The 21,152-nt window shown below is 40.5% G+C and carries 17 protein-coding genes; 3 read left to right on the plus strand and 14 right to left on the minus strand.

Going from position 1 to position 21,152, the window contains the following annotated elements; genetic code table 11:
* Positions 1-30 precede the first annotated feature (30 nt).
* A complete protein-coding gene (pflB, locus tag KUA57_RS04590) occupies positions 31-2,355 on the minus strand; it encodes a formate C-acetyltransferase (protein ID WP_000260631.1) in 2,325 nt (774 codons plus the stop codon).
* 238 nt (positions 2,356-2,593) lie between these two features.
* On the opposite strand from pflB, the gene dinB reads away from it, so the two are divergent.
* Positions 2,594-3,655: a DNA polymerase IV gene (dinB, locus tag KUA57_RS04595; RefSeq protein ID WP_218493723.1), complete on the plus strand. Its 1,062-nt coding sequence runs from the start codon at positions 2,594-2,596 to the stop codon at positions 3,653-3,655.
* A gap of 32 nt (positions 3,656-3,687) precedes the next feature.
* Here the strand turns inward: dinB and KUA57_RS04600 are convergent, their stop codons facing one another.
* A complete protein-coding gene (locus tag KUA57_RS04600; protein ID WP_218493724.1) occupies positions 3,688-4,533 on the minus strand; it encodes an undecaprenyl-diphosphate phosphatase in 846 nt (281 codons plus the stop codon).
* 60 nt (positions 4,534-4,593) lie between these two features.
* Positions 4,594-6,483 (minus strand): DUF2207 domain-containing protein, encoded by a 1,890-nt coding sequence (locus KUA57_RS04605; protein ID WP_218493725.1) that lies wholly within the window; start codon positions 6,481-6,483, stop codon positions 4,594-4,596.
* Between the two features lie 138 nt (positions 6,484-6,621).
* Here KUA57_RS04605 and KUA57_RS04610 point away from each other — a divergent pair, with 138 nt between their 5' ends.
* Positions 6,622-8,187 carry an ABC transporter substrate-binding protein/permease gene (locus tag KUA57_RS04610; protein ID WP_218493726.1) on the plus strand — a complete coding sequence of 522 codons (1,566 nt, stop codon included), beginning with the start codon at positions 6,622-6,624 and terminating at the stop codon, positions 8,185-8,187.
* The gene (locus KUA57_RS04615) at positions 8,187-8,927 is read left to right on the plus strand and encodes an amino acid ABC transporter ATP-binding protein (RefSeq protein WP_000189477.1); all 741 of its coding nucleotides are present in this window, start codon (positions 8,187-8,189) and stop codon (positions 8,925-8,927) included. The genes KUA57_RS04610 and KUA57_RS04615 overlap by 1 nt, the downstream gene beginning before the upstream one ends.
* A gap of 90 nt (positions 8,928-9,017) precedes the next feature.
* Here KUA57_RS04615 and KUA57_RS04620 read toward each other — a convergent pair whose 3' ends face one another.
* The 11 genes from KUA57_RS04620 to KUA57_RS04670 form a co-directional block, all read right to left on the minus strand.
* Positions 9,018-9,233, minus strand: a complete 216-nt coding sequence (locus tag KUA57_RS04620) for a capsule biosynthesis transcriptional regulator (RefSeq protein ID WP_001130035.1) — start codon at positions 9,231-9,233, stop codon at positions 9,018-9,020.
* Between the two features lie 844 nt (positions 9,234-10,077).
* Positions 10,078-11,328: a threonine ammonia-lyase IlvA gene (ilvA, locus tag KUA57_RS04625; RefSeq protein ID WP_004256769.1), complete on the minus strand. Its 1,251-nt coding sequence runs from the start codon at positions 11,326-11,328 to the stop codon at positions 10,078-10,080.
* 116 nt (positions 11,329-11,444) lie between these two features.
* Entirely contained in the window at positions 11,445-12,467 is a 1,023-nt protein-coding gene (gene ilvC / locus KUA57_RS04630) for a ketol-acid reductoisomerase (RefSeq protein ID WP_049487445.1), read from the minus strand.
* Positions 12,468-12,532: 65 nt separating this feature from the next.
* Entirely contained in the window at positions 12,533-13,009 is a 477-nt protein-coding gene (gene ilvN / locus KUA57_RS04635) for an acetolactate synthase small subunit (RefSeq protein WP_001253803.1), read from the minus strand.
* Positions 13,002-14,702, minus strand: coding sequence for an acetolactate synthase large subunit (locus tag KUA57_RS04640; protein WP_218493727.1), 1,701 nt, complete (start codon positions 14,700-14,702; stop codon positions 13,002-13,004). The genes ilvN and KUA57_RS04640 overlap by 8 nt, the downstream gene beginning before the upstream one ends.
* A gap of 320 nt (positions 14,703-15,022) precedes the next feature.
* Complete coding sequence (fusA, locus tag KUA57_RS04645; RefSeq protein ID WP_000090348.1) at positions 15,023-17,104, minus strand: elongation factor G; 2,082 nt, start codon at positions 17,102-17,104, stop codon at positions 15,023-15,025.
* Positions 17,105-17,498: 394 nt separating this feature from the next.
* Positions 17,499-17,969: a 30S ribosomal protein S7 gene (gene rpsG, locus KUA57_RS04650; RefSeq protein WP_000087873.1), complete on the minus strand. Its 471-nt coding sequence runs from the start codon at positions 17,967-17,969 to the stop codon at positions 17,499-17,501.
* A gap of 19 nt (positions 17,970-17,988) precedes the next feature.
* Complete coding sequence (rpsL, locus tag KUA57_RS04655; RefSeq protein ID WP_001142332.1) at positions 17,989-18,402, minus strand: 30S ribosomal protein S12; 414 nt, start codon at positions 18,400-18,402, stop codon at positions 17,989-17,991.
* A 314-nt stretch (positions 18,403-18,716) separates the two neighbouring features.
* Positions 18,717-19,316, minus strand: coding sequence for a response regulator transcription factor (locus KUA57_RS04660; protein ID WP_218493728.1), 600 nt, complete (start codon positions 19,314-19,316; stop codon positions 18,717-18,719).
* Positions 19,317-20,414 carry a sensor histidine kinase gene (locus KUA57_RS04665; protein ID WP_218493729.1) on the minus strand — a complete coding sequence of 366 codons (1,098 nt, stop codon included), beginning with the start codon at positions 20,412-20,414 and terminating at the stop codon, positions 19,317-19,319. It lies immediately after the preceding gene.
* Positions 20,414-21,151, minus strand: a complete 738-nt coding sequence (locus KUA57_RS04670) for an ABC transporter permease (protein ID WP_218493730.1) — start codon at positions 21,149-21,151, stop codon at positions 20,414-20,416. The genes KUA57_RS04665 and KUA57_RS04670 overlap by 1 nt, the downstream gene beginning before the upstream one ends.
* Position 21,152 lies beyond the last annotated feature (1 nt).

Here is a 21,152-nt window from a genome sequence, read left to right on the forward strand (position 1 = left end):
TAGTCCTTCTTTGTATTATTTTATATAATCTTAACTCAACGCATCCAAGGCATCATCCATTGAAAGAACTTCGTGGAAGACACGTTGTGTCAATTCAGTTTTTTGTTCTGGAGTGAGGTATTTAGTGTTTACACAGTATCCAGAGATACGTACGATAACGTCTTCGCCTGACATAATCTTTTCGTAAACATCGTTCAAGTCCATAACGTTCAAGTTAACGTGTTGTCCACCGTTTTCGAAGTAACCATCAAGGATTGTTACCAAGTTATCAACTTGTTCGTCACGAGTCTTACCAAGAGCGCGAGGTGATACTTGTGTAGTCAATGAGATACCATCAGCTGCATAACTAAAGTCAAGGCTAGAAAGTGAGTTCAAGTTTTGCAACCATCCACCTTTAGCTTTATTAGATGGGTTAGCACCTGGTGAGAAGAATTCAAGTTTAGACAAGTTCACAGAACCATCTTCGTTGAGGTATACACCTTTGTGGACTGGTGAGTTACCAGTTTGTTTAGAGTAAGCAACGTTAGATGTGATTGTCAAAAGTGATACTGTAGCTTCAGCGTCTTTGTAAAGTTTGTGGCTACGTAGACGAGTTGTGTAAGCTTCGATCAACCATTCTGCCAATTCGTTTGAACGTGGGTCATCTTCACCCCAACGTGGGTATTCACCGATTGTTTCGTAATCATAGATGTAGCCATTTTCATCACGGATTGGTTTAACTGTAGCGTATTTGATAGCTGACAATGTATCAACAGTGTTGGCAAATCCACAGATACCGAATCCCATGTTGGCACGTTGTTTAGTTGGCAAGAATGCCATTTGAACAGCTTCATAGTTGTACTTATCAGTCATGTAGTGAATGATGTTCAAAGCATCTACGTAAGTATCAGTCAACCAGTCAAGAGATTTTTCAAAGTTAGCTTTAACTGATTCGAATTCAAGAACTTCGTCACGGATTGGTTCGATGTCAAATACTTTGTAGTCTTTGTGAACATCGTCGTAACCACCGTTCAAACCAGTAAGAAGGGCTTTCAATACGTTTACACGAGCACCGAAGTACTGGATGTTGTGGCGTTGTTCTTCATTTTCTGGGTCAAGCGGAGACACACAGCATGAGATACAGCTCATTTCACCATATCCGTCTTTAGCCATTGTTGTTACACCTTCGTATTGGATAGAAGAGTGTTTGTGGCTCATGTGCATACAGTAGCGACGGAAGTTGTATGGCAATTTATCAGTCCAAAGAACTGTCAAGTTTGGTTCTGGAGAGTTACCGATGTTGTCAAGAGTGTTCAAGAAACGGTAGTCCATCTTAGTAACACGGTGACGACCGTCGTTACCCATACCAGCCATAGAAGTTGTGATGAAAGTTGGGTCACCTGAGTACAATTGGTCATAAGCTTTTGTACGAGCAAATTTAACTGTACGAAGTTTCATAACAAAATCATCAACGAATTCTTGGATTTCTGATTCAGTAAATGTACCACGAGCAAGGTCACGTTCTGCAAAGATGTCCAATACGATTGGCACACGACCTAGAGATGTAGCAGCACCGTTGATAACACGGCAGACAGACATGAAGGCGATGTTAACCCATTGGATAGCTTCTTTAACGTTCATCGCTGGTTTGCGAACGTCAACTCCGTAAAGGTCACCCAAGCGAACAACTTGTTGCAATGCTTGGTATTGAAGATTGATTTCTTCACGAAGACGGATTGTTTCTTCATCGATTTCTTCGATTGCATTCCAGTCGTTTACTTTTTCTTGCATCAAGTAGTCTGCACCGTAAAGAGCAAGACGTGCGTAAACACCGATGATACGTCCGCGTGAGTATGCATCTGGAAGACCAGTTACAGTGTGAGCGTGACGAGCGCGACGAATGTTTGAAGTGTAAGCACGGAAAATACCGTCGTTAACTGTTGTTACGTATTTAGTGAAGATTTCGTGAACAGCTGGGTCTGGTTCGTATCCATTTTCCTTCAAAGTAGTTTCAGCCATACGGATACCACCTTTTGGCATGAAGTTCAATTTGAAGAGTTCGTCATTTTGGATACCGAAGATAACTTCGTTTTCTTTATCGATAAATCCTGCTGGGATATCAGCGATAGATGTTGGACGAGTGTCCATTGGGAAACGAGTTTCTTCGTAGTGAGCCTTAGTTTCTTCTACAATTTTTTTGATGTGAAGTGAACGTTCTGTTGGTCCTGCAAGGAAGCTTTCGTCTCCATCGTAAGGTGTGTAGTTAGCTTGTACGAAGCGTGATACACTTGCTTTTTCTTTCCAATCTACGCCTTTGAAGCCTTCCCAAGCTTTGTCAAAAATATCTTGTGCTTCAACAACTGTCTTAACAACCATGTTAATGTCCTCTTTTTTCTTTCTAGTAACAGTCATCTGTTACATTCATGAGACAAGTATACCATACAGTAACCGATTTCAACAAGCGAAAAATCCCTGTTTTTACACTTTCTTTTCTAAAACAGTCTATATTTTTCCTCAAACTGTATTATATTTTTGAAAAAACGAAGTCCTTTTTTCTTTTTTTCAGAAAAAAGGGTATAATAAAAGAAAATAAGCTGTAAAAAAGGTGCTAGGCATGTTGATTTTTCCTTTGTTAAATGATTTATCAAGAAAGATCATCCATATTGACATGGATGCCTTTTTTGCTGCGGTGGAAATCAGAGATAATCCTAAACTCAGAGGAAAACCTGTCATTATCGGCAGTGACCCTCGGCAAACAGGTGGGCGTGGTGTCGTGTCCACTTGTAGCTATGAGGCGCGCGCTTTTGGTGTCCATTCAGCCATGAGTTCCAAGGAAGCCTATGAGCGTTGCCCCCAGGCCGTCTTTATCTCAGGGAATTATGAAAAATACAAGTCTGTGGGATTCCAGATTCGAACTATCTTTAAGCGCTATACAGATTTGATTGAACCTATGAGTATTGACGAAGCCTATTTGGATGTAACAGAAAATAAACTCGGTATCAAGTCAGCGGTCAAAATTGCTCGCCTCATTCAAGAGGATATCTGGCAGGAACTTCATCTAACTGCTTCTGCCGGTGTTTCCTACAATAAATTCTTAGCTAAAATGGCCAGTGATTATCAAAAACCACATGGTTTGACAGTGATTCTACCTGACCAAGCTGAGGATTTTCTCAAACAAATGGATATTTCCAAGTTTCATGGAGTAGGAAAAAAGACGGTGGAACGACTTCATCAAATGGGTATTTTTACTGGAGCTGATTTACTTGACGTCCCTGAAGTGACCCTAATAGACCGCTTTGGCAGACTGGGCTATGACCTGTATCGAAAGGCTCGTGGCATTCACAACTCTCCAGTCAAATCCAATCGCATCCGTAAATCAATCGGGAAGGAGAAAACCTACGGGAAGATTCTCCGTGCCGAGGAAGACATCAAAAAAGAGCTGACTCTCCTATCAGAAAGAGTCGCTCTCAATCTCAGTCAACAAGAAAAAGCTGGAAAAATTGTCATTATGAAAATCCGCTACGAAGACTTTTCAACTCTTACCAAACGAAAAAGTCTGGCTCAAAAAACACAGGATGCTAGTCAAATAAGCCAAATAGCCCTGCAACTCTATGAAGAATTAAGCGAGAAAGAAAGAGGTGTCCGCCTGCTGGGGATTACCGTGACTGGATTTTAAAACCTTGAAGAGTTGACCCTTCAAGGTTTTTCTTATACAAATAAACGGACAAAGCTATACAGTAGCAAGACGCTACCGAGTACAATACGGTATTTACCGAAAAGGGTAAAGTCGTGTTTTTTCACATAGCTAGTCAAAAAGCGAATAGCCACCATGCTGACTGCAAAAGCTACTCCCATCGCAACCAAGAGCAAGAACAATTGCCCAAAGTCCAAGAGTTGTCCTGCTTTCACAAATTTGAAAATCTTTAAGGCACTGGCTCCAAACATAACAGGAATCCCTAAATAGAAGGTAAATTCTGTCACAACAGAACGACTCGTTCCATTCAACAAACCACCGACAATCGTTGCCCCAGAACGACTGGTTCCCGGTAAAAGGGCAAGAACTTGGAAGAGGCCGATATAGAAGGCTGTCGTATAAGGAAGCTTATCCAACTCTGTTACACTTGGCTCGATAGCACGAGCTTTATTTCGCTTTTCCAAATAGATAAAGGCAATCCCATAAATAATCAACATGAGAGCAACTGAAACCATATTATGGAAGTGAGTATCAAACCAATCATCAAATTTAAAGACGGCAAGCAAAGGTAAAGTGGCAACCAAGACCTTCAACCACAGTCTCCAAGTCTTACGAACTTCCTGCTTATCCTTAGTCGGTTTGAAAGGATTGAGCTTGTTAAAGTAAATCACCATAACCGCTAAAATCGCACCAAGCTGAATCACGACATTAAACATGGACATAAAAGATTCATTCTGATTTTGGTATTGGATAAACTCCTCTGCTAAAATCAAGTGACCTGTACTGGAAATCGGCAACCATTCCGTAATTCCTTCAACAATACCGAAGAAGATAGATTTTAAAATTTCAATAAGATACATAGATTACTCCTTTTTCTATCTTCCATTATAGCATATTTTTTCAGCCAGTGATAGCTCTCTTTAAAAGGCGCCGATACTGCCGCCACCTCCGCCTCCAGAGAAACCACCGCCAGAACTTCCACTTCCAGAAGATACAGAGTAGGTACTTGCTGTATTTGCGACATTTGCATAATGGCTCATTTGCGCGCTTGAATGATAAAACATACTGTGCCAGCCATAAGCTACATAGAGGTTGATATCTGGATTTTCCACTTGAATATGATGAACCTTCATCAAATGACTGACCTTGTCTGCATAGCCAAATAAGGTCGCATAGACCAAGAGGCGATTCCAGACCACAATACTTTCCAATTCAGCCTGATCCAATCGTGCAATCTCACGCAACATATTTTCAAAACTGGTCCAGAGATAGTAGACTTCTGCTCCTGCTTCATTTAGGACACCATCACGATTATCTAGCCGAAGCTTCCAATAATAGAAAACAGCCAAAACCAAACCTAGAAAACCAAGTATAGGCAAGGGGAGGAAAAGATAGCCATAAACATCCAAACTGTACAAGAACAAACCAAATCCGATAAATAGGGGTAGGATAGTAGAGAGTCCCATCCCCACTTGCAAGGCCTTTTCTCCACCATTCAAGGGACGATAATAATCCGGAAGCCCCCAGAAAGAAACTCGATTTCTCACTCCTTCTTGCATCTGGTTCAATACTTCTTCAAAAGAAGATTTGAGTTGAAGCCCTCTTGCTTGAATCCGTTTTTCATCAGAGGCTTTTGCTCTACGATAAAGACTATCAGATACCTTGTAATCCGCAAACAAATTGGAAAGAATCTCTTCTTTTTTGCCTGAAAAAGCCAGATTTAGACAGTCTTTCTCAAAGCTTGACAAACCATCTTCTTTTACTAGCCTCAAACCAACTGCATCTCCTTCTGAAATGATAGAGACATTCCCACGGTCTATCACATCTAGCAAGGTAGCTTGAATAAGTTGATCAAAGGTAAATTTTCCAGCTCCCTTGACCAAGGGACTCACTTCCTCCAAGGAGGTCGAGTAGACTGCTTCTGATAAAACCATAGGCTCTAATTCCATTGGTGGTTCATAGATACGATGATTTTTGCCATATTTGACCGAAGGAGCGGTCTTTCTTCTATAAATAAAATAGAAACAGACACTTAATAACAAGGAGATAGAAAGTATCAAAGGGAAGACCCAGGTAACGAGTTGTTTACTTTGCTCTTTTTCTTTAAAAATCGAGTCTTCTATCTTATTAAATTCTTCTAAACGATTCCCTTTCAAGCCCTGATCCCTAGCGCTAGCAAAATCAGTTCGAGGCCAATAGGCATGCAATTCAACTCCACGCTTAGCCGGAAGATTGTCTAAACGGATAGTATAATCAAGGTTACTCTTTTCAACTGTTCCCTCTCTAAAAAGTTTCCCTGTATGGAAAAAGAGTTTTTCAGCCCCCTTGTCTCCCCTTACATGAAATTCAAACTTTCCAATAGCCCCTGAACTATCTGTCAGAGGTTGCCAATTTACTTCAGCAATATCATCATATAGGAAAAGCAAATTCTTTAAGTTCCAGACGAGGTCAACTTCAACTGTGTCGCCTTCTTGACCTGGATTATAAACTTTAACAGTATAACCATCTGCTCCTTCTATCACTTCGCTAGTAACATCTGTCAGTTCAGCACCGTTTTTCGCGGCCTGAACCTTTGGATGAGGATCAATGTCAAATCCGCTAGGCATCTTGCCAGCACGTCCAAGTCCCACAATTTGACCCTTAAAGTCCTCCTCAAACTGGTAAACTATCTTCTGTCTAAATTCTGCCGTATTGTCTGCATGAATATACAAATCCCCTTGGTAAGAGTTTATCTTGAAATCAATGGCAAAAACAGAGAGTGGAAGAAGGCAAAACAAGCCTAACACCAGTAAGAAAAAAGTTTTTTTCATCAACTAAGCCCCCTTTTTATCTTTGCTATTATTATATCATTTTTTCTCAAGTAAGGGCTTACCTATATTGAAAAATAGAGTTTTTTTCGATAAAATAGGAGACAGTTATTTTTTAATAGATTAGAAATAGGAGAAATCATGAGAAAAATATACTTATCTATTTTCACAAGTCTCTTGCTGATGCTGGGACTTGTCAATGTTGCTCAGGCTGATGAATATTTACGCATCGGGATGGAAGCGGCATATGCCCCCTTTAACTGGACCCAGGACGATGATAGCAATGGAGCTGTCAAAATCGATGGAACCAATCAGTATGCCAATGGATACGATGTTCAAATCGCCAAGAAAATCGCTAAGGACTTAGGTAAAGAACCTTTGGTTGTTAAAACAAAGTGGGAAGGTCTAGTTCCTGCCCTTACTTCTGGTAAGATTGACATGATTATCGCAGGTATGAGTCCAACTGCCGAACGCAAACAAGAAATTGCTTTTTCGAGCAGTTACTACACTAGCGAACCAGTTCTACTAGTCAAAAAAGATTCTGCCTACGCAAATGCAAAATCTTTGGATGACTTTAATGGTGCGAAAATCACTTCTCAACAAGGTGTCTATCTTTATGACTTGATTGCACAAATCCCAGGTGCTAAAAAAGAAACTGCCATGGGAGACTTCGCTCAAATGCGCCAAGCTCTTGAGGCTGGTGTCATTGATGCTTATGTTTCTGAACGCCCAGAAGCACTGACTGCTGAAGCTGCTAACTCTAAGTTCAAGATGGTTCAAGTAGAACCAGGTTTCAAAACGGGGGAAGAAGATACAGCTATTGCCATTGGACTTCGTAAAGATGACAATCGTATTAGCCAAATCAATGCCAGCATTGAAACCATTTCAAAAGACGATCAAGTTGCCTTGATGGATCGTATGATCAAGGAACAACCTGCCGAAGCTACAACATCTGAAGAGACTAGCAGTAGTTTCTTTAGCCAAGTTGCTAAAATTCTTTCTGAAAACTGGCAACAACTCTTGCGTGGTGCTGGTATCACTCTTTTAATCTCTATCGTCGGAACCATCACAGGTCTCATTATTGGACTTGCCATTGGTGTCTTCCGTACTGCTCCTCTCTCTGAAAACAAAGTCATTTACGGCCTACAAAAACTAGTCAGCTGGATCCTCAATGTCTATATCGAAATTTTCCGTGGTACACCAATGATCGTTCAATCAATGGTTATCTACTATGGAACTGCCCAAGCTTTCGGTATCAACCTTGACCGTACACTAGCTGCTATCTTCATCGTTTCGATCAACACCGGTGCCTACATGACTGAAATCGTCCGTGGTGGTATCCTAGCAGTTGACAAGGGACAATTTGAAGCCGCAACTGCACTCGGTATGACTCATAACCAAACCATGCGTAAGATTGTCCTCCCTCAGGTAGTCCGTAACATCCTACCAGCAACGGGTAATGAATTTGTCATCAATATCAAAGATACATCTGTATTGAACGTTATCTCGGTTGTCGAACTTTATTTCTCAGGAAATACCGTGGCAACTCAAACCTATCAATACTTCCAGACATTTACAATCATCGCCGTGATTTACTTTGTCCTCACCTTCACCGTAACACGTATCCTACGCTTCATCGAACGTCGCATGGACATGGATACCTATACTACAGGTGCTAACCAAATGCAAACGGAGGATTTGAAATAATGACACAAGCAATCCTTGAAATTAAACACCTCAAAAAATCCTATGGTCAAAACGAAGTGTTAAAAGACATTTCACTCACTGTCCACAAGGGAGAGGTTATCTCTATCATCGGAAGCTCTGGAAGCGGGAAATCGACTTTCCTACGCTCCATTAACCTACTTGAAACACCAACTGATGGACAAATCCTTTATCATGGACAAAACGTCCTCGAAAAAGGCTATGACCTCACACAATACCGTGAAAAGTTGGGAATGGTTTTCCAATCCTTTAACCTCTTTGAAAATCTCAACGTGCTTGAAAATACAATCGTCGCTCAGACAACTGTCCTTAAACGTGAACGAACAGAAGCTGAAAAGATTGCCAAAGAAAACTTGGAAAAGGTCGGCATGGGAGAACGCTACTGGCAAGCCAAACCAAAACAACTCTCAGGTGGTCAAAAACAACGTGTGGCCATCGCTCGCGCTCTTTCAATGAATCCGGACGCCATTCTCTTTGATGAACCAACATCAGCTCTCGATCCAGAAATGGTTGGAGAAGTCCTCAAAATCATGCAAGATCTGGCTCAGGAAGGCTTGACTATGATTGTCGTAACTCACGAGATGGAATTTGCCCGTGATGTCTCTCACCGTGTTATCTTTATGGATAAAGGTGTGATTGCTGAAGAAGGCAAACCAGAAGACCTCTTCACCAATCCTAAAGAAGACCGTACAAAAGAATTCCTTCAACGCTATCTCAAATAAAAAGAAAAGGCTGCATCAACCGTGCAGTCTTTTTACTAGCCAAAAAATGAAAAGGCAGACCCTATTCAAGAATCCGCCATTATCCAAAGATTAATCTTCAAATTTTTCATGATTTTTATCATAGAAATCAATTAAACCTAGAGCTGTTTCAAACGAAATATTTTTTACTTTTGCACGCCCCTGCGCTAGAGCAATGATAGACATTTCACGCGCATTCGTTTCTTTAGAGATACGGTAGCCTGTGATCTTCTTATCACGAACCCAGCCAACAACTGATTCTACTTTTTCAAAGTTTGACTTAGCCATGTCCTTCTCCTATTTTCTTCTTTACGATATTTAATTGTATACGTTTTTATGCCTTTTGTCAATAAAAAAACATATATTCAATAAAATTAATGATTTATTTTTCTGTTACTATCTTATTAAAGCCGGTAATATATAGGTTTTTAATTACTATAAACCATTAGTAAACACCTTTAAAATAATTGTATTATTAACTCTTTTATTTGTAAAAATATTCATACTTTACAAATACCAATTCTTGATAGATTAGACAGGTTTTATCTTCAACTTTATTCTATTTACCTAACTTTAAAATGATATTTCTAATAGCAGAAGACTTTCTCTCCACACTATTACTAACTATTATTTCTCTTCTCCTTCTTTGATATTCTTCCTGCCTTTATAAGCACTTTTCACTTGCTCAACTGGTACTATTTATTTACTTTATCAATATTCCTTTTTATTTCTTCAAACCTATAAAAAGATGAGTAGTTAGGAAACCATAGTATCTTATCTTCCAACATCTTCCACTGTTTTTATCTTCTTAGTATCTTATCACTCTTCTCAGTTAACTCAGTATAAAGCTTCTCATTAGTATTGATTATTTTTTCTAATTCCTATTATATTTAACCAAATTTCAGATTAGACATATATAAAATAGTGGATTCTAAAAATACTCCATATATATAACAAGTAATTTTACTCCCTTACTATAAACTGAATCAAAAAATAATAGGTACTATAATGACTTGTGATAGAAATAGCCTAATCGATTTCCTAAGTCCATAGGAATCGCCCCCTTTCTTCACCTTCATTATAGCACCTATACATCAGTTGTGCAAATAATATGATATTTTTTTATTAGTCCTCAGACAAGCATATTATAGAGCGTTTCATTACCATTTAAGTTAATATAAGATGGATCAAAACCTTCCATTCGACGAATCAAGCCTGCATAATCATGCTTATCTGCCAAGGCAATCCCAATCAATACTGGGCCTGTCCCCTTGCTAGCTCGTTTGATATACTCAAAACGTGTGATATCATCATTTGGCCCCAAGATATCATTTACAAACTCACGCAAAGCCCCCGGACGCTGTGGAAAATTAACCACAAAGTAATGCTTGATCCCATCATAAATCAAGGCACGCTCTTCCATTTCCGGCATACGGTTGATATCATTATTTCCTCCAGAAATGATACAACAAATGGTTTTCCCCTTGATATATTCAGCTAAAACCTCTAAAGAGGCGATACTAGCCGCTCCAGCAGGTTCTGCGACAATCCCTTGCTTAGAGTAAAGGTCAATCAAGGTTTCAGAAATCAATCCCTCATCGACACCTACTAAGGTTTGAACATATTGACGAGTTGCTTCATAGGTCAATTGACCTACCTTTTGTACAGCAATCCCATCTGCAAATTTGTCAATTTCTTTGAGTTTGACTGGTCCACCAGCTTCAAAGGCAGCCTTCATGGAACGAGCTCCATTAGCCTCTACCCCAATGACTTCAATCTCTGGACTTGTTTCCTTGATATAAGTCGAAACTCCAGCAATGAGACCTCCGCCTCCAACAGGGACTAAAACAGCATCGAAATCAATTGATTCTTTTCGAGCTTCTTCTAAAATCTCATAAGCAACTGTCCCTTGACCAGCTTGAACATGGGCATCATCAAAGGGATCAATAAAGGTACGGTTTTCAGAGACTGTAAATTCTTGAGCTGCTTTAGCTGAGGCATCAAAGGTATCTCCAACTAGTTTAATGGTTACGAAATCCCCACCAAAAAAGCGAACTTGTCCAATTTTTTGTTGCGGAGTAGTAATTGGCATAAAAATAGTAGCAGGAATCTTCATTTCATTGCAAGTATAGGCAACTCCCTGCGCATGATTCCCCGCAGAAGCGCAGACTACCCCACGCTCACGTTCTTCCTTGCTGAGCTGGGAAATGGCATAATAGGCACCACGAATTTTAAAAGAGCGAACACGTTGGGCATTTTCTTTTTTCAAATAAATCTTAGCACCATACTTCTCCGATAAATAATGGTCGTAATCCAGCGGTGTATTCACAACCACACCATTCAAGACCTTATGAGCCTTGATGATATCTTTTGAACTTAACATCTTTTTCTCCTAGACTATTTCATACTTATCTCAATCCATCTTCTTAAAAGAAAGCTGAATTGATTATAAAAGCGAGTTAGGTCCCCCCAACTCGCCTTCACCTTAATTTCTATCAATTAGTTGTAGATTTTGAATGCATCATCGTCGTTTTTACCAACGAATGGCATTGCTTTACGCAATTCTGCACCAACTTTTTCAATTTCAAGGTTAGCTGCTTGTTCACGGTAAGCAGTCAATTTTGGACGTCCAGCTTTATAATCATTCACAAAGTCATTCGCAAATTTACCATTTTGGATGTCCGCCAAGACAGCTTTCATGTTTTCTTTAACTTGCTCAGTGATTACACGTGAACCTGATACATAGTCACCGTACTCAGCAGTGTTTGAAATTGATTGACGCATTTTCTTGAAGCCACCTTCGTAAATCAAGTCAACAATCAATTTCATTTCGTGAAGAACTTCAAAGTAAGCCAATTCTGGAGCGTAACCTGCTTCTGTCAAGACTTCGAAACCTGCTTCGATAAGGGCAGTCAAACCACCACAAAGTACAGCTTGTTCACCAAACAAATCTTCTTCAGTTTCTTCTTTATAAGTTGTTTCAAGAAGACCTACACGAGCTGCCCCAACACCTTTACACCAGTCCATAGCAATGTTTTTAGCATTTCCTGTTGCATCTTGATAAACTGCGTAAAGAGCTGGCACACCAAATCCTTCTTCATAAGTACGGCGTACCAAGTGTCCTGGTCCTTTAGGAGCACACATGAAGACATCTACATCTGCAGGAACTTTGATAAATTCAAAGTGAATGTTGAAACCATGGGCAAATCCAACTGCATTTCCAGCTTCCAAGTTTGGAGCGATTTCTGCTTCGTACAATTCTTGTTGGATTTCGTCTGGTGCCAAAATCATGATAACATCAGCCAATTTAGTTGCTTCTGCTACTGTGTAAGTGTCAAATCCATCTTCTTTTGCTTTGTCAAAAGATTTACCTGGACGTACACCGATGATGACATCGCGACCAGAATCACGCAAGTTTTGAGCATGCGCATGTCCTTGCGAACCATAACCAATAACGGCGATTTTTTTACCGTCAAGTGCTGCTACTTTAACATCTTTTTCATATTCCATTTGAACTGCCATAGTTTTTCTCTCTTTTCTATTATTTATTGCCTTTTAGGCTGGTTTAACAAATTTAAGTTAGATTTTTAATCGCGGGTAAATCCAGTTGCACCAGTTCGAGCAATATTGCGAATACCGTATGGTCGAATGACTCGCAATAAAGCTTCACTCTTTTCAGCATTTCCTGTCATCTGAATGGTAATCGAGCTTGGTGCTACGTCTACCACTGTTGCGCGGAAAGGTTGAATAATCGCTAGAATCTCAGCACGCTTCTCTGCTGGTGCTGACATCTTAACCAAAATTACCTCGCGCTCCAAATGAGGCTTGTCTGTAATATCTCGAATGCGAATCACATCAATCTGACGATTGAGCTGCTTGATGATTTGCTCCACCTCATCGTGAGAAGCAACATCAATAATAATGGTGATACGCGATACATTCGGATCTTCTGTTGCTCCAACAGAGATACTTTCGATATTAACCTGACGACGAGACAGGACACCGGTAAAGCGATTGAGGACTCCTGAACGATTTTGTAGTTTTGCTGTTAACATTCTACGCATGGAACTTCACCCCCAACATCTCATGATTACTCTTACCAGCTGGTACCATTGGTAGCACCTGTTCCTTACGAGAAATATCCACCTCGATTAGCATAGGAACATCCTCAGTGATGACTTCAAGGTCTTGAGCCAAGGTCTCAGGATTGTCAAACTTATAGTTTTTAATACCATAAGCCTGTGCCATCAATTGGAAATCAGGAAGGGTATCAAAGACCGACTCAGACGTTCTACCTTCATAGAAGGATTCCTGCCACTGGCGAACCATTCCAAGTGAGTGGTTATTCAGCATAACCACCTTGATTGGCACCTTGTAAATGTTCAAAATAGCCAATTCTTGGTTGGTCATTTGGAAACCACCATCCCCAACGAACAAGACTACTTCCTTATCTGGGTTAGCAATTTTAGCACCGATTGCTGCTGGAATTCCGAATCCCATGGTTCCCAAACCACCTGAAGTCACTAACTGACGTTCATTTTGGTAAGGATAATACTGAGCTGTCCACATTTGGTGTTGACCAACGTCTGTTACCACAATGGCATCACCATTCGTCAACTCACCGATGCGTTCAATAACAGCTTGCGGCTGAACCACACGCTCTTTCTTGTCATAAGAACGAACACGGTTCTTGTCTTTAGTGACTTTTTCAATCCATTTTTCAGTATTGTTATGAACTATCGGTTCTGCCAGCAACATTTGCAAAGCTTTCTTAGCATCTCCAACTACAGGAATATCTGCACTGATAATCTTACCAATCTCAGCTGGATCAATATCAATGTGAGCAACCTTGGCATTCTTAGCGAAAGTCTTAGGATTCCCCGTCAAGCGGTCATCAAAACGGCAACCAATACTAATCATAAAATCAGCTTCTGTCATGGCAATATTAGCTGCAAATGATCCGTGCATCCCCCCCATTCCAAGGAAGAGTGGATGACTCGTTGCAATCGTTCCTTGTCCCAAAAGGCTGGTTACCACTGGAATTTGATAGCGTTCTGCAAATTCATTTAATTCTGCAGCTGCTTCAGCATAGCTAATCCCACCACCAGCTAGTAAGACTGGTTTTTTAGCCTTGGATAATTGCTTCAAGATTTTCTTGATTTGCATATCATTTGGTTCAAGAGTCGGCTGATAGCTTGGTAGGTTCACTTCTGGTGAATAAATGAAGTCTGTTTCTAATGCAGATACGTCTTTAGGTAGGTCAATTACGACTGGCCCTGGGCGACCTGTAGTTGCGATATGGACAGCTTCCGTAATGATACGAGGAATATCAGCTGTCTCACGAACTTGGTAATTGTACTTAGTGATTGGCATGGTAATTCCCACAATGTCTGCCTCTTGAAAAGCATCCTTCCCAATCCCTGCTCGCGCAACCTGACCTGTAAAGACCAAAAGGGGAACACTATCGCTCATGGCATCCGCAATCCCTGTAATGGCATTTGTTGCTCCTGGTCCGCTAGTGACGACGGCAACACCCAACTTTCCAGTTGATTTGGCATAACCTTCAGCTTCATGCAGACAACCTTGCTCATGGCGTCCTAGAATGTGGCGAATGCCTTTAAAATTATATATCGCATCATAAAAAGGCAAGACTGCACCACCAGGATAACCAAAGATGGTATCAATTCCTAAATCACGAAGTGTTTCCAAAACTAGGTCCGACCCCGTCTTAGGAGATTCTAAACTGATTTTCTCCATTGTTCCCCTTTCTCTTCTCTTAAAAATAACTTGTTACTATCATACCATTTTTTCAAAATTTTTCAAGAGAAAAGAAGAAATTTTCTGAATTTTCTATTTTAACGTTTATTTATGAATATTATTATTGTTTTTATAAGTTTTAAAAGGTAATTTATATTCTTTTTCAACTTATTTCTATTTATATATTTCTTCCGCAAATTTCTTTAACTCATTTTTATATGTAAATTTTTATGAGTTCATATTTTCAGAATCTATAAAATTTATCGGAACTATACAAAAAAGGAAGCCACTAAGTGACTTCCTTCTATAGCGAGGACTGATTAGTCTTCACCTTTGTTTTTCTTAATGATTTCTTCTTGTACTGACTTAGGTACATCTTCGTAGTGGTCAAATACCATCATGAATGTACCACGTCCTTGAGATGCAGAACGAAGAACTGTTGCGTAACCGAACATTTCAGCAAGTGGAACGTAAGCACGAACGATTTGGCTGTTACCGTGTGCTTCCATACCATCTACACGTCCACGACGAGCAGTTACGTGACCCATAACATCACCAAGGTTTTCTTCTGGAACAGTGATTGTTACAAGCATCATTGGCTCAAGGATAGCTGGTTGTGCTGATTTAGCAGCTTCTTTAAGAGCAAGTGAAGCCGCGATCTTGAAGGCAGTTTCAGATGAGTCGACATCGTGGTATGAACCATCGTAAAGCTTAGCTTTAACGTCAACCATTGGGTAACCTGCAAGAACACCGTTAGCCATAGATTCTACCAAACCTTTTTCAACCGCTGGGATAAATTCGCGAGGAACCACACCACCGACGATTGCGTTTTCGAATTCAAATCCTTTACCTTCTTCATTTGGAGTAAATTCAATCCATACATCACCGAATTGACCTTTACCACCAGACTGACGTTTGAAGAATCCACGTGCTTGAGTAGAAGCGCGGAATGTTTCACGGTAAGATACTTGAGGAGCACCTACGTTTGCTTCAACTTTGAACTCACGACGCATACGGTCAACAAGGACATCAAGGTGAAGCTCACCCATACCTGAGATAACTGTTTCACCAGTTTCAACGTTTGTTTCAACGCGGAATGTTGGATCTTCTTCAGCCAATTTTTGAAGGGCGATACCCATCTTGTCTTGGTCAGCTTTAGATTTTGGCTCAACCATCAATTGGATAACTGGTTCTGGAACGTTGATTGACTCAAGGATGATTTTAGCTTTTTCATCTGTCAATGAGTCACCAGTTGTAGTATCTTTCAAACCAACGGCAGCAGCGATATCACCTGAGTAAACAGTGTCAATTTCTTGACGGCTGTTAGCGTGCATTTGAAGGATACGTCCGATACGTTCACGTTTACCTTTAGAAGTGTTCAATACGTATGAACCTGATTGAAGAACACCTGAGTAAACACGGAAGAATGTCAAACGACCTACGAATGGGTCAGTCATGATCTTGAAGGCAAGAGCTGCAAATGGCTCTTCGTCAGATGCTGGACGAGTTTCTTCTTCGTCTGTATCTGGGTTGATACCTTTGATTGCTGGGATGTCAAGTGGGCTTGGAAGGTAGTCAATAACAGCATCAAGCATCAATTGAACACCTTTGTTCTTGAAGGCAGAACCACACAATACTGGGAAGAATTCAACGTTGATAGTCGCTTTACGGATACCAGCTTTCAATTCTTCGTTAGTAATTTCTTCACCTTCGAGGTATTTCATCATCAATTCTTCGTCAGTTTCAGCAACTGCTTCGATCAATTTTTCACGGTATTCTTGAGCTTGGTCAAGGTATTCAGCTGGGATGTCTTCTTCAAGGATATCTGTACCAAGGTCGTTAGTATAGATTTCAGCTTTCATCTTGATCAAGTCGATGATACCACGGAAGTCATCTTCAGAACCGATTGGCAATTGAATTGGATGTGCATTTGCTTGAAGACGATCGTGAAGTGTGCTTACTGAGTAAAGGAAGTCAGCACCGATTTTGTCCATTTTGTTAGCAAATACGATACGTGGAACTCCATACTCAGTTGCTTGACGCCAAACTGTTTCAGTTTGAGGCTCAACACCTGATTGTGAGTCAAGAACGGTAACCGCACCATCCAATACACGAAGAGAACGTTGTACTTCGATTGTGAAGTCCACGTGTCCTGGTGTGTCGATAATGTTTACGCGGTGGTTGTTCCATTGAGCTGTTGTCGCAGCAGATGTGATAGTGATACCACGCTCTTGCTCTTGCTCCATCCAGTCCATTTGTGACGCACCTTCGTGAGTTTCACCGATTTTGTGGATTTTACCAGTGTAGTAAAGAATACGCTCAGTAGTTGTTGTTTTACCAGCATCGACGTGAGCCATGATACCGATATTACGAGTTTTTTCAAGTGAAAATTCGCGTGCCATGAGGTTTGTTTCTCCTATTTATTTTTGATTTCTATTCTATTATAACACGATTTTAATAAAAACGGATAGGCAGGACCTACCCGTTCTCAATGTTTTCATGCTATTGTTGGTTTCAACTTGTAGATTTACAAGTTGAATTGAACTCGGGCTAAAGTTAGTTAGCCGATTTGAGCTGGAACGGGATGCTGTGTGAAAAAGATAAACTTCCTTGTATTCATCGAATACTGCGTCAGTTTCCTATTTTCACCTTGCATCCTTACCGTTCCTAGCATCATGATATAGTTGAGCTCAAGCTAAAAGTCTGGAGAAAAAGATGAATCTCATTTGTTGCAATCGCAACCTGCTTTGATTCCCTATTTTTTCTGGGACTTTCTTAACGCTTTCGCATCCTATCTTACCAACGGAAGTGTGCGAATGCACGGTTAGCTTCAGCCATACGGTGAGTGTCTTCACGTTTCTTAACAGCTGCACCAGTGTTGTTAGCAGCATCCAAGATTTCTTTTGCAAGACGGTCTTGCATTGTGTGTTCACCACGAAGACGAGCGATTGTTACCAACCAACGAAGTCCAAGTGTTGTACGACGTTCTGGACGAACTTCAACTGGGACTTGGTAGTTAGAACCACCAACACGACGTGCACGTACTTCAAGTACAGGCATGATGTTTTCCATAGCTGTTTCAAATACTTCAAGTGCATCGTTGCCAGTAGCTTCTTTGATTTGCTCAAAAGCACCGTAAACGATTGAAGCAGCTGTACCACGTTTACCGTCAAGCATAACGCGGTTGATAAGACGAGTAACTAATTGTGAATTGTAAAGCGGATCTGGCAATACGTCACGTTTTGGAGCTCTATTTTTACGACTCATTTCTCTTTATCCCCTTTCCTTATGCTTTTGGACGTTTAGTACCGTATTTAGAACGGCCTTGTTTACGATCGTTAACACCTGCAGTATCAAGTGCACCACGGACGATATGGTAACGTACCCCTGGAAGGTCTTTTACACGTCCACCGCGAAGAAGCACCACGCTGTGCTCTTGCAAGTTGTGTCCGATACCTGGGATGTAGGCAGTAACTTCGATAAGGTTGCTCAAACGTACACGAGCGAATTTACGAAGGGCTGAGTTAGGTTTTTTAGGTGTCATTGTTCCAACACGAGTTGCAACACCACGTTTTTGTGGTGAAGAAACGTTTGTTTGAACTTTTTTATGACTGTTGTAACCAACGTTCAAAGCTGGTGATTTAGATTTTTCTACTTTTGATTTACGCGGTTTGCGAACCAATTGGTTAATTGTAGGCATCTACATTCTCCTGTGTTTTTTTATTTTTGGTGATGATACACTTGGTGACAGCTATCATCTGTGTGTACTTTTGCAACATTTGTCAGCACGTCCCTGTACACTCTTGAGAGACCAAAAGTAAAAAGTACCGTCTATTATTGTAACAAAATTTTCACCTCATTGTCAAGATGTTTTTCTTTTTTATTGTTAATTTTAGCTCTTTTATAGTGCTCCCCCAAAAAAGAAAAAGGAGGAATCCCACCCTCCTAAAGTTAGTATTGTTCCATTCAATCCCATCAATTTTAGCACATAATGGTTTTCGAGTTATGATAGTATCACAACCAACCAGATTCTTTCGCGATATTAGCTGCCTCTGTTCGATTACCTGCATCTAGTTTCGAAAGAATATTGGTGACATAGTTTCGGACTGTTCCATTGGATAGATAAAGTTGATCTGCAATTTCTTGGTTAGAGAAGCCCTGAGCGATTCCCTTTAAAACTGCGATTTCTTGCTCTGTTAATGGATTGGGATGCGTCATCACCACTTCCATCAATTCAGGTGAATACTCCTTACGTCCTTCGAGGACAGTGTGCAAGGTATGCATGAGGTCTGCAATGCTTCTTTCTTTTAATACATAAGCATCTACTCCAGCCTTGACCGCACGTTCAAAATACTCAGGACGCTTGAAGGTCGTCACTACAACTACCTTTGTTTCAAGCTTTTCTGCTCGTATCCACTCCAAGACTTCAAGACCTGTCTTAACAGGCATTTCTACGTCAAGGATGGCGATATCAACAGACTCCTTTTCTAATAGTTGGATTGCTTCCTGCCCATTCTTGACTTGAAGAACAGACTCCACATCCGGTTGAAGCGTGAGCAATTGACACATAGCATCTCGCAACATACTTTGATCTTCTGCGACTAATACTTTCATCTACATTCTCTCCTTATAAGCTAGTCGAACCTGAACTTCTGTCAGTTGTTTTTGACTAATTACATTTACCTCTCCTGAAAATGGAAGGACACGATCTCGAACTGTATGGAGCTCATTCCCTTTTATTGAAGTAAAACCACAACCATCATCTCTTACTGTTAAAAGGAGTTCTTTCTCTGTCCGTTCTAATCTTAAGTAAGCTTTAGACGCTTTAGCATGCTTGATGATATTGGTTGCCAGTTCTAATAAAATCATAGCAGCCGTGGACTCCATATCCTGGGTCAAGCTAGCCTTGTCCAAGTGATTGTCAACTTGAACCTCAATGCCAGCAATTTCTAGCATCTTTTTGACAGTTTCAAGTTCTGAAGCTAAGGTCCGTGACTTCAGATTTTCCACAATAGTTCGTACTTCATTCATGGAATCCTTGCTTATCTGCTGAATTTCTTTTAATTCCTTCTCCACCTGTGGATAAGCCTCCATCTGAAATAACTGCAAGGCGAGATCCGTTTTGACACTCAGCATAGCAAAGGTATGCCCCAGACTATCATGCAAATCCTGACCGATACGACTGCGTTCATTTTCAGCAAGCAATAGATTTATCTGGGCATTTTGCTTAGCCTGTGCTTCTTTCAAATCCTCCACAATACGAATCCGAACCAAGCCAAAAGTCATTAAATCGATAAAAGTGAGAATCCCAAGTAGATAGAATAGAAACTCAACTTCAACTTTCTGAATAATCAACAGTTGCCCTACAACAAACACTTGAGTAAGGAGAAAAGTCCAGACATGTAAAGACTTTAAACTACGTATACCGAAATGATAAATTAAGAGATTGGAAAGGAAAAAGAAGAACCAGATATAATTCGCAGCAACAAAGGCAGTATAGCCAGCTACATAGACCAGCATGATTCCCCAGAAAAGCCAAGAAAGACGCTGGTTCTTAGTTATTAAAACACCCAAATACGCCACTACAAATAGAATATCAATCAATAAATGCCAGACAGGAAGCTCCCCAGTCACTACAGGAATGATGGAAAAAACCATAAAAATCAAACTGGCCCAATACATATAATCTATACTTTTCAGTCTTTCAAGCATTAAGAATTCTCCTTATGACCTTGAAGGTAAATGGTCAAACCAAATAAAACTGCTGAAAAAACAAGTAGATAAACTGTGGCTGATAGATTAATGCTACCCTCGTTTAAGAAGGTCTTGAGCAACTCCATCAACTGATAAGTTGGTAGGCACTTCCCGATTGCTTGCATCCAGTCTGGAAATAAAGAGATGGGCATCCAGAGTCCACCTAAAACAGCCAAGCCTAGATAGAGAAGATTGCCCACGACAGACATCAGCTGACTAGTTGGTAAGAGAGTCAAGGTCAAGCCAAGTGCTACAAATGCAATACTTCCCAAAATCAGCAAGAGAGCCGCCCCAATCCAATTTCCAAGAGACATATCCACACCTCTGACCAAGTGCCCAACTGAGAAAACAACCAGGATTGAGACCAAATAATCAACCAACATACTTGTTATCTTTGATAGATAATATTCTACCATATTTACAGGGCTATGACGTAATATTTTCTGCCAGTTGTTGATCTTGTCGGTATGTAAAACAACTGGGAATGAAAAGATAGCTGTCGACATCATGGAAAAAGCCGTCATGGAGATGAGGTAGTCGCGCATAAAATTAGCCGGTCCATCTGGTGTGTCCTGGTACATACCTGAAAAGAATAAATAGAAGGCTGTCGGCATCCCTACGGATAACAGATAATAGACTAATTGTCGTTTGGTCAATAGAAATTCTATCTTATTTAATGCTATCCATTGTTTCATC

This window comes from Streptococcus vulneris, assembly GCF_019218685.1.
Lineage (GTDB): Bacteria > Bacillota > Bacilli > Lactobacillales > Streptococcaceae > Streptococcus > Streptococcus vulneris.

Bases quoted from the DNA above. Each gene is read 5' to 3' on its own strand.
- KUA57_RS04640 (WP_218493727.1), bottom strand. From the start codon at position 14,702: ATGGAGAAAATCAGTTTAGAATCTCCTAAGACGGGGTCGGACCTAGTT.
- KUA57_RS04610 (WP_218493726.1), top strand. From the start codon at position 6,622: ATGAGAAAAATATACTTATCTATTTTCACAAGTCTCTTGCTGATGCTG.
- ilvN (WP_001253803.1), bottom strand. From the start codon at position 13,009: ATGCGTAGAATGTTAACAGCAAAACTACAAAATCGTTCAGGAGTCCTC.
- dinB (WP_218493723.1), top strand. From the start codon at position 2,594: ATGTTGATTTTTCCTTTGTTAAATGATTTATCAAGAAAGATCATCCAT.
- pflB (WP_000260631.1), bottom strand. From the start codon at position 2,355: ATGGTTGTTAAGACAGTTGTTGAAGCACAAGATATTTTTGACAAAGCT.
- KUA57_RS04670 (WP_218493730.1), bottom strand. From the start codon at position 21,151: ATGAAACAATGGATAGCATTAAATAAGATAGAATTTCTATTGACCAAA.
- ilvC (WP_049487445.1), bottom strand. From the start codon at position 12,467: ATGGCAGTTCAAATGGAATATGAAAAAGATGTTAAAGTAGCAGCACTT.
- rpsL (WP_001142332.1), bottom strand. From the start codon at position 18,402: ATGCCTACAATTAACCAATTGGTTCGCAAACCGCGTAAATCAAAAGTA.
- KUA57_RS04620 (WP_001130035.1), bottom strand. From the start codon at position 9,233: ATGGCTAAGTCAAACTTTGAAAAAGTAGAATCAGTTGTTGGCTGGGTT.
- KUA57_RS04605 (WP_218493725.1), bottom strand. From the start codon at position 6,483: ATGAAAAAAACTTTTTTCTTACTGGTGTTAGGCTTGTTTTGCCTTCTT.
- fusA (WP_000090348.1), bottom strand. From the start codon at position 17,104: ATGGCACGCGAATTTTCACTTGAAAAAACTCGTAATATCGGTATCATG.
- KUA57_RS04600 (WP_218493724.1), bottom strand. From the start codon at position 4,533: ATGTATCTTATTGAAATTTTAAAATCTATCTTCTTCGGTATTGTTGAA.
- KUA57_RS04665 (WP_218493729.1), bottom strand. From the start codon at position 20,414: ATGCTTGAAAGACTGAAAAGTATAGATTATATGTATTGGGCCAGTTTG.
- rpsG (WP_000087873.1), bottom strand. From the start codon at position 17,969: ATGAGTCGTAAAAATAGAGCTCCAAAACGTGACGTATTGCCAGATCCG.
- ilvA (WP_004256769.1), bottom strand. From the start codon at position 11,328: ATGTTAAGTTCAAAAGATATCATCAAGGCTCATAAGGTCTTGAATGGT.
- KUA57_RS04660 (WP_218493728.1), bottom strand. From the start codon at position 19,316: ATGAAAGTATTAGTCGCAGAAGATCAAAGTATGTTGCGAGATGCTATG.
- KUA57_RS04615 (WP_000189477.1), top strand. From the start codon at position 8,187: ATGACACAAGCAATCCTTGAAATTAAACACCTCAAAAAATCCTATGGT.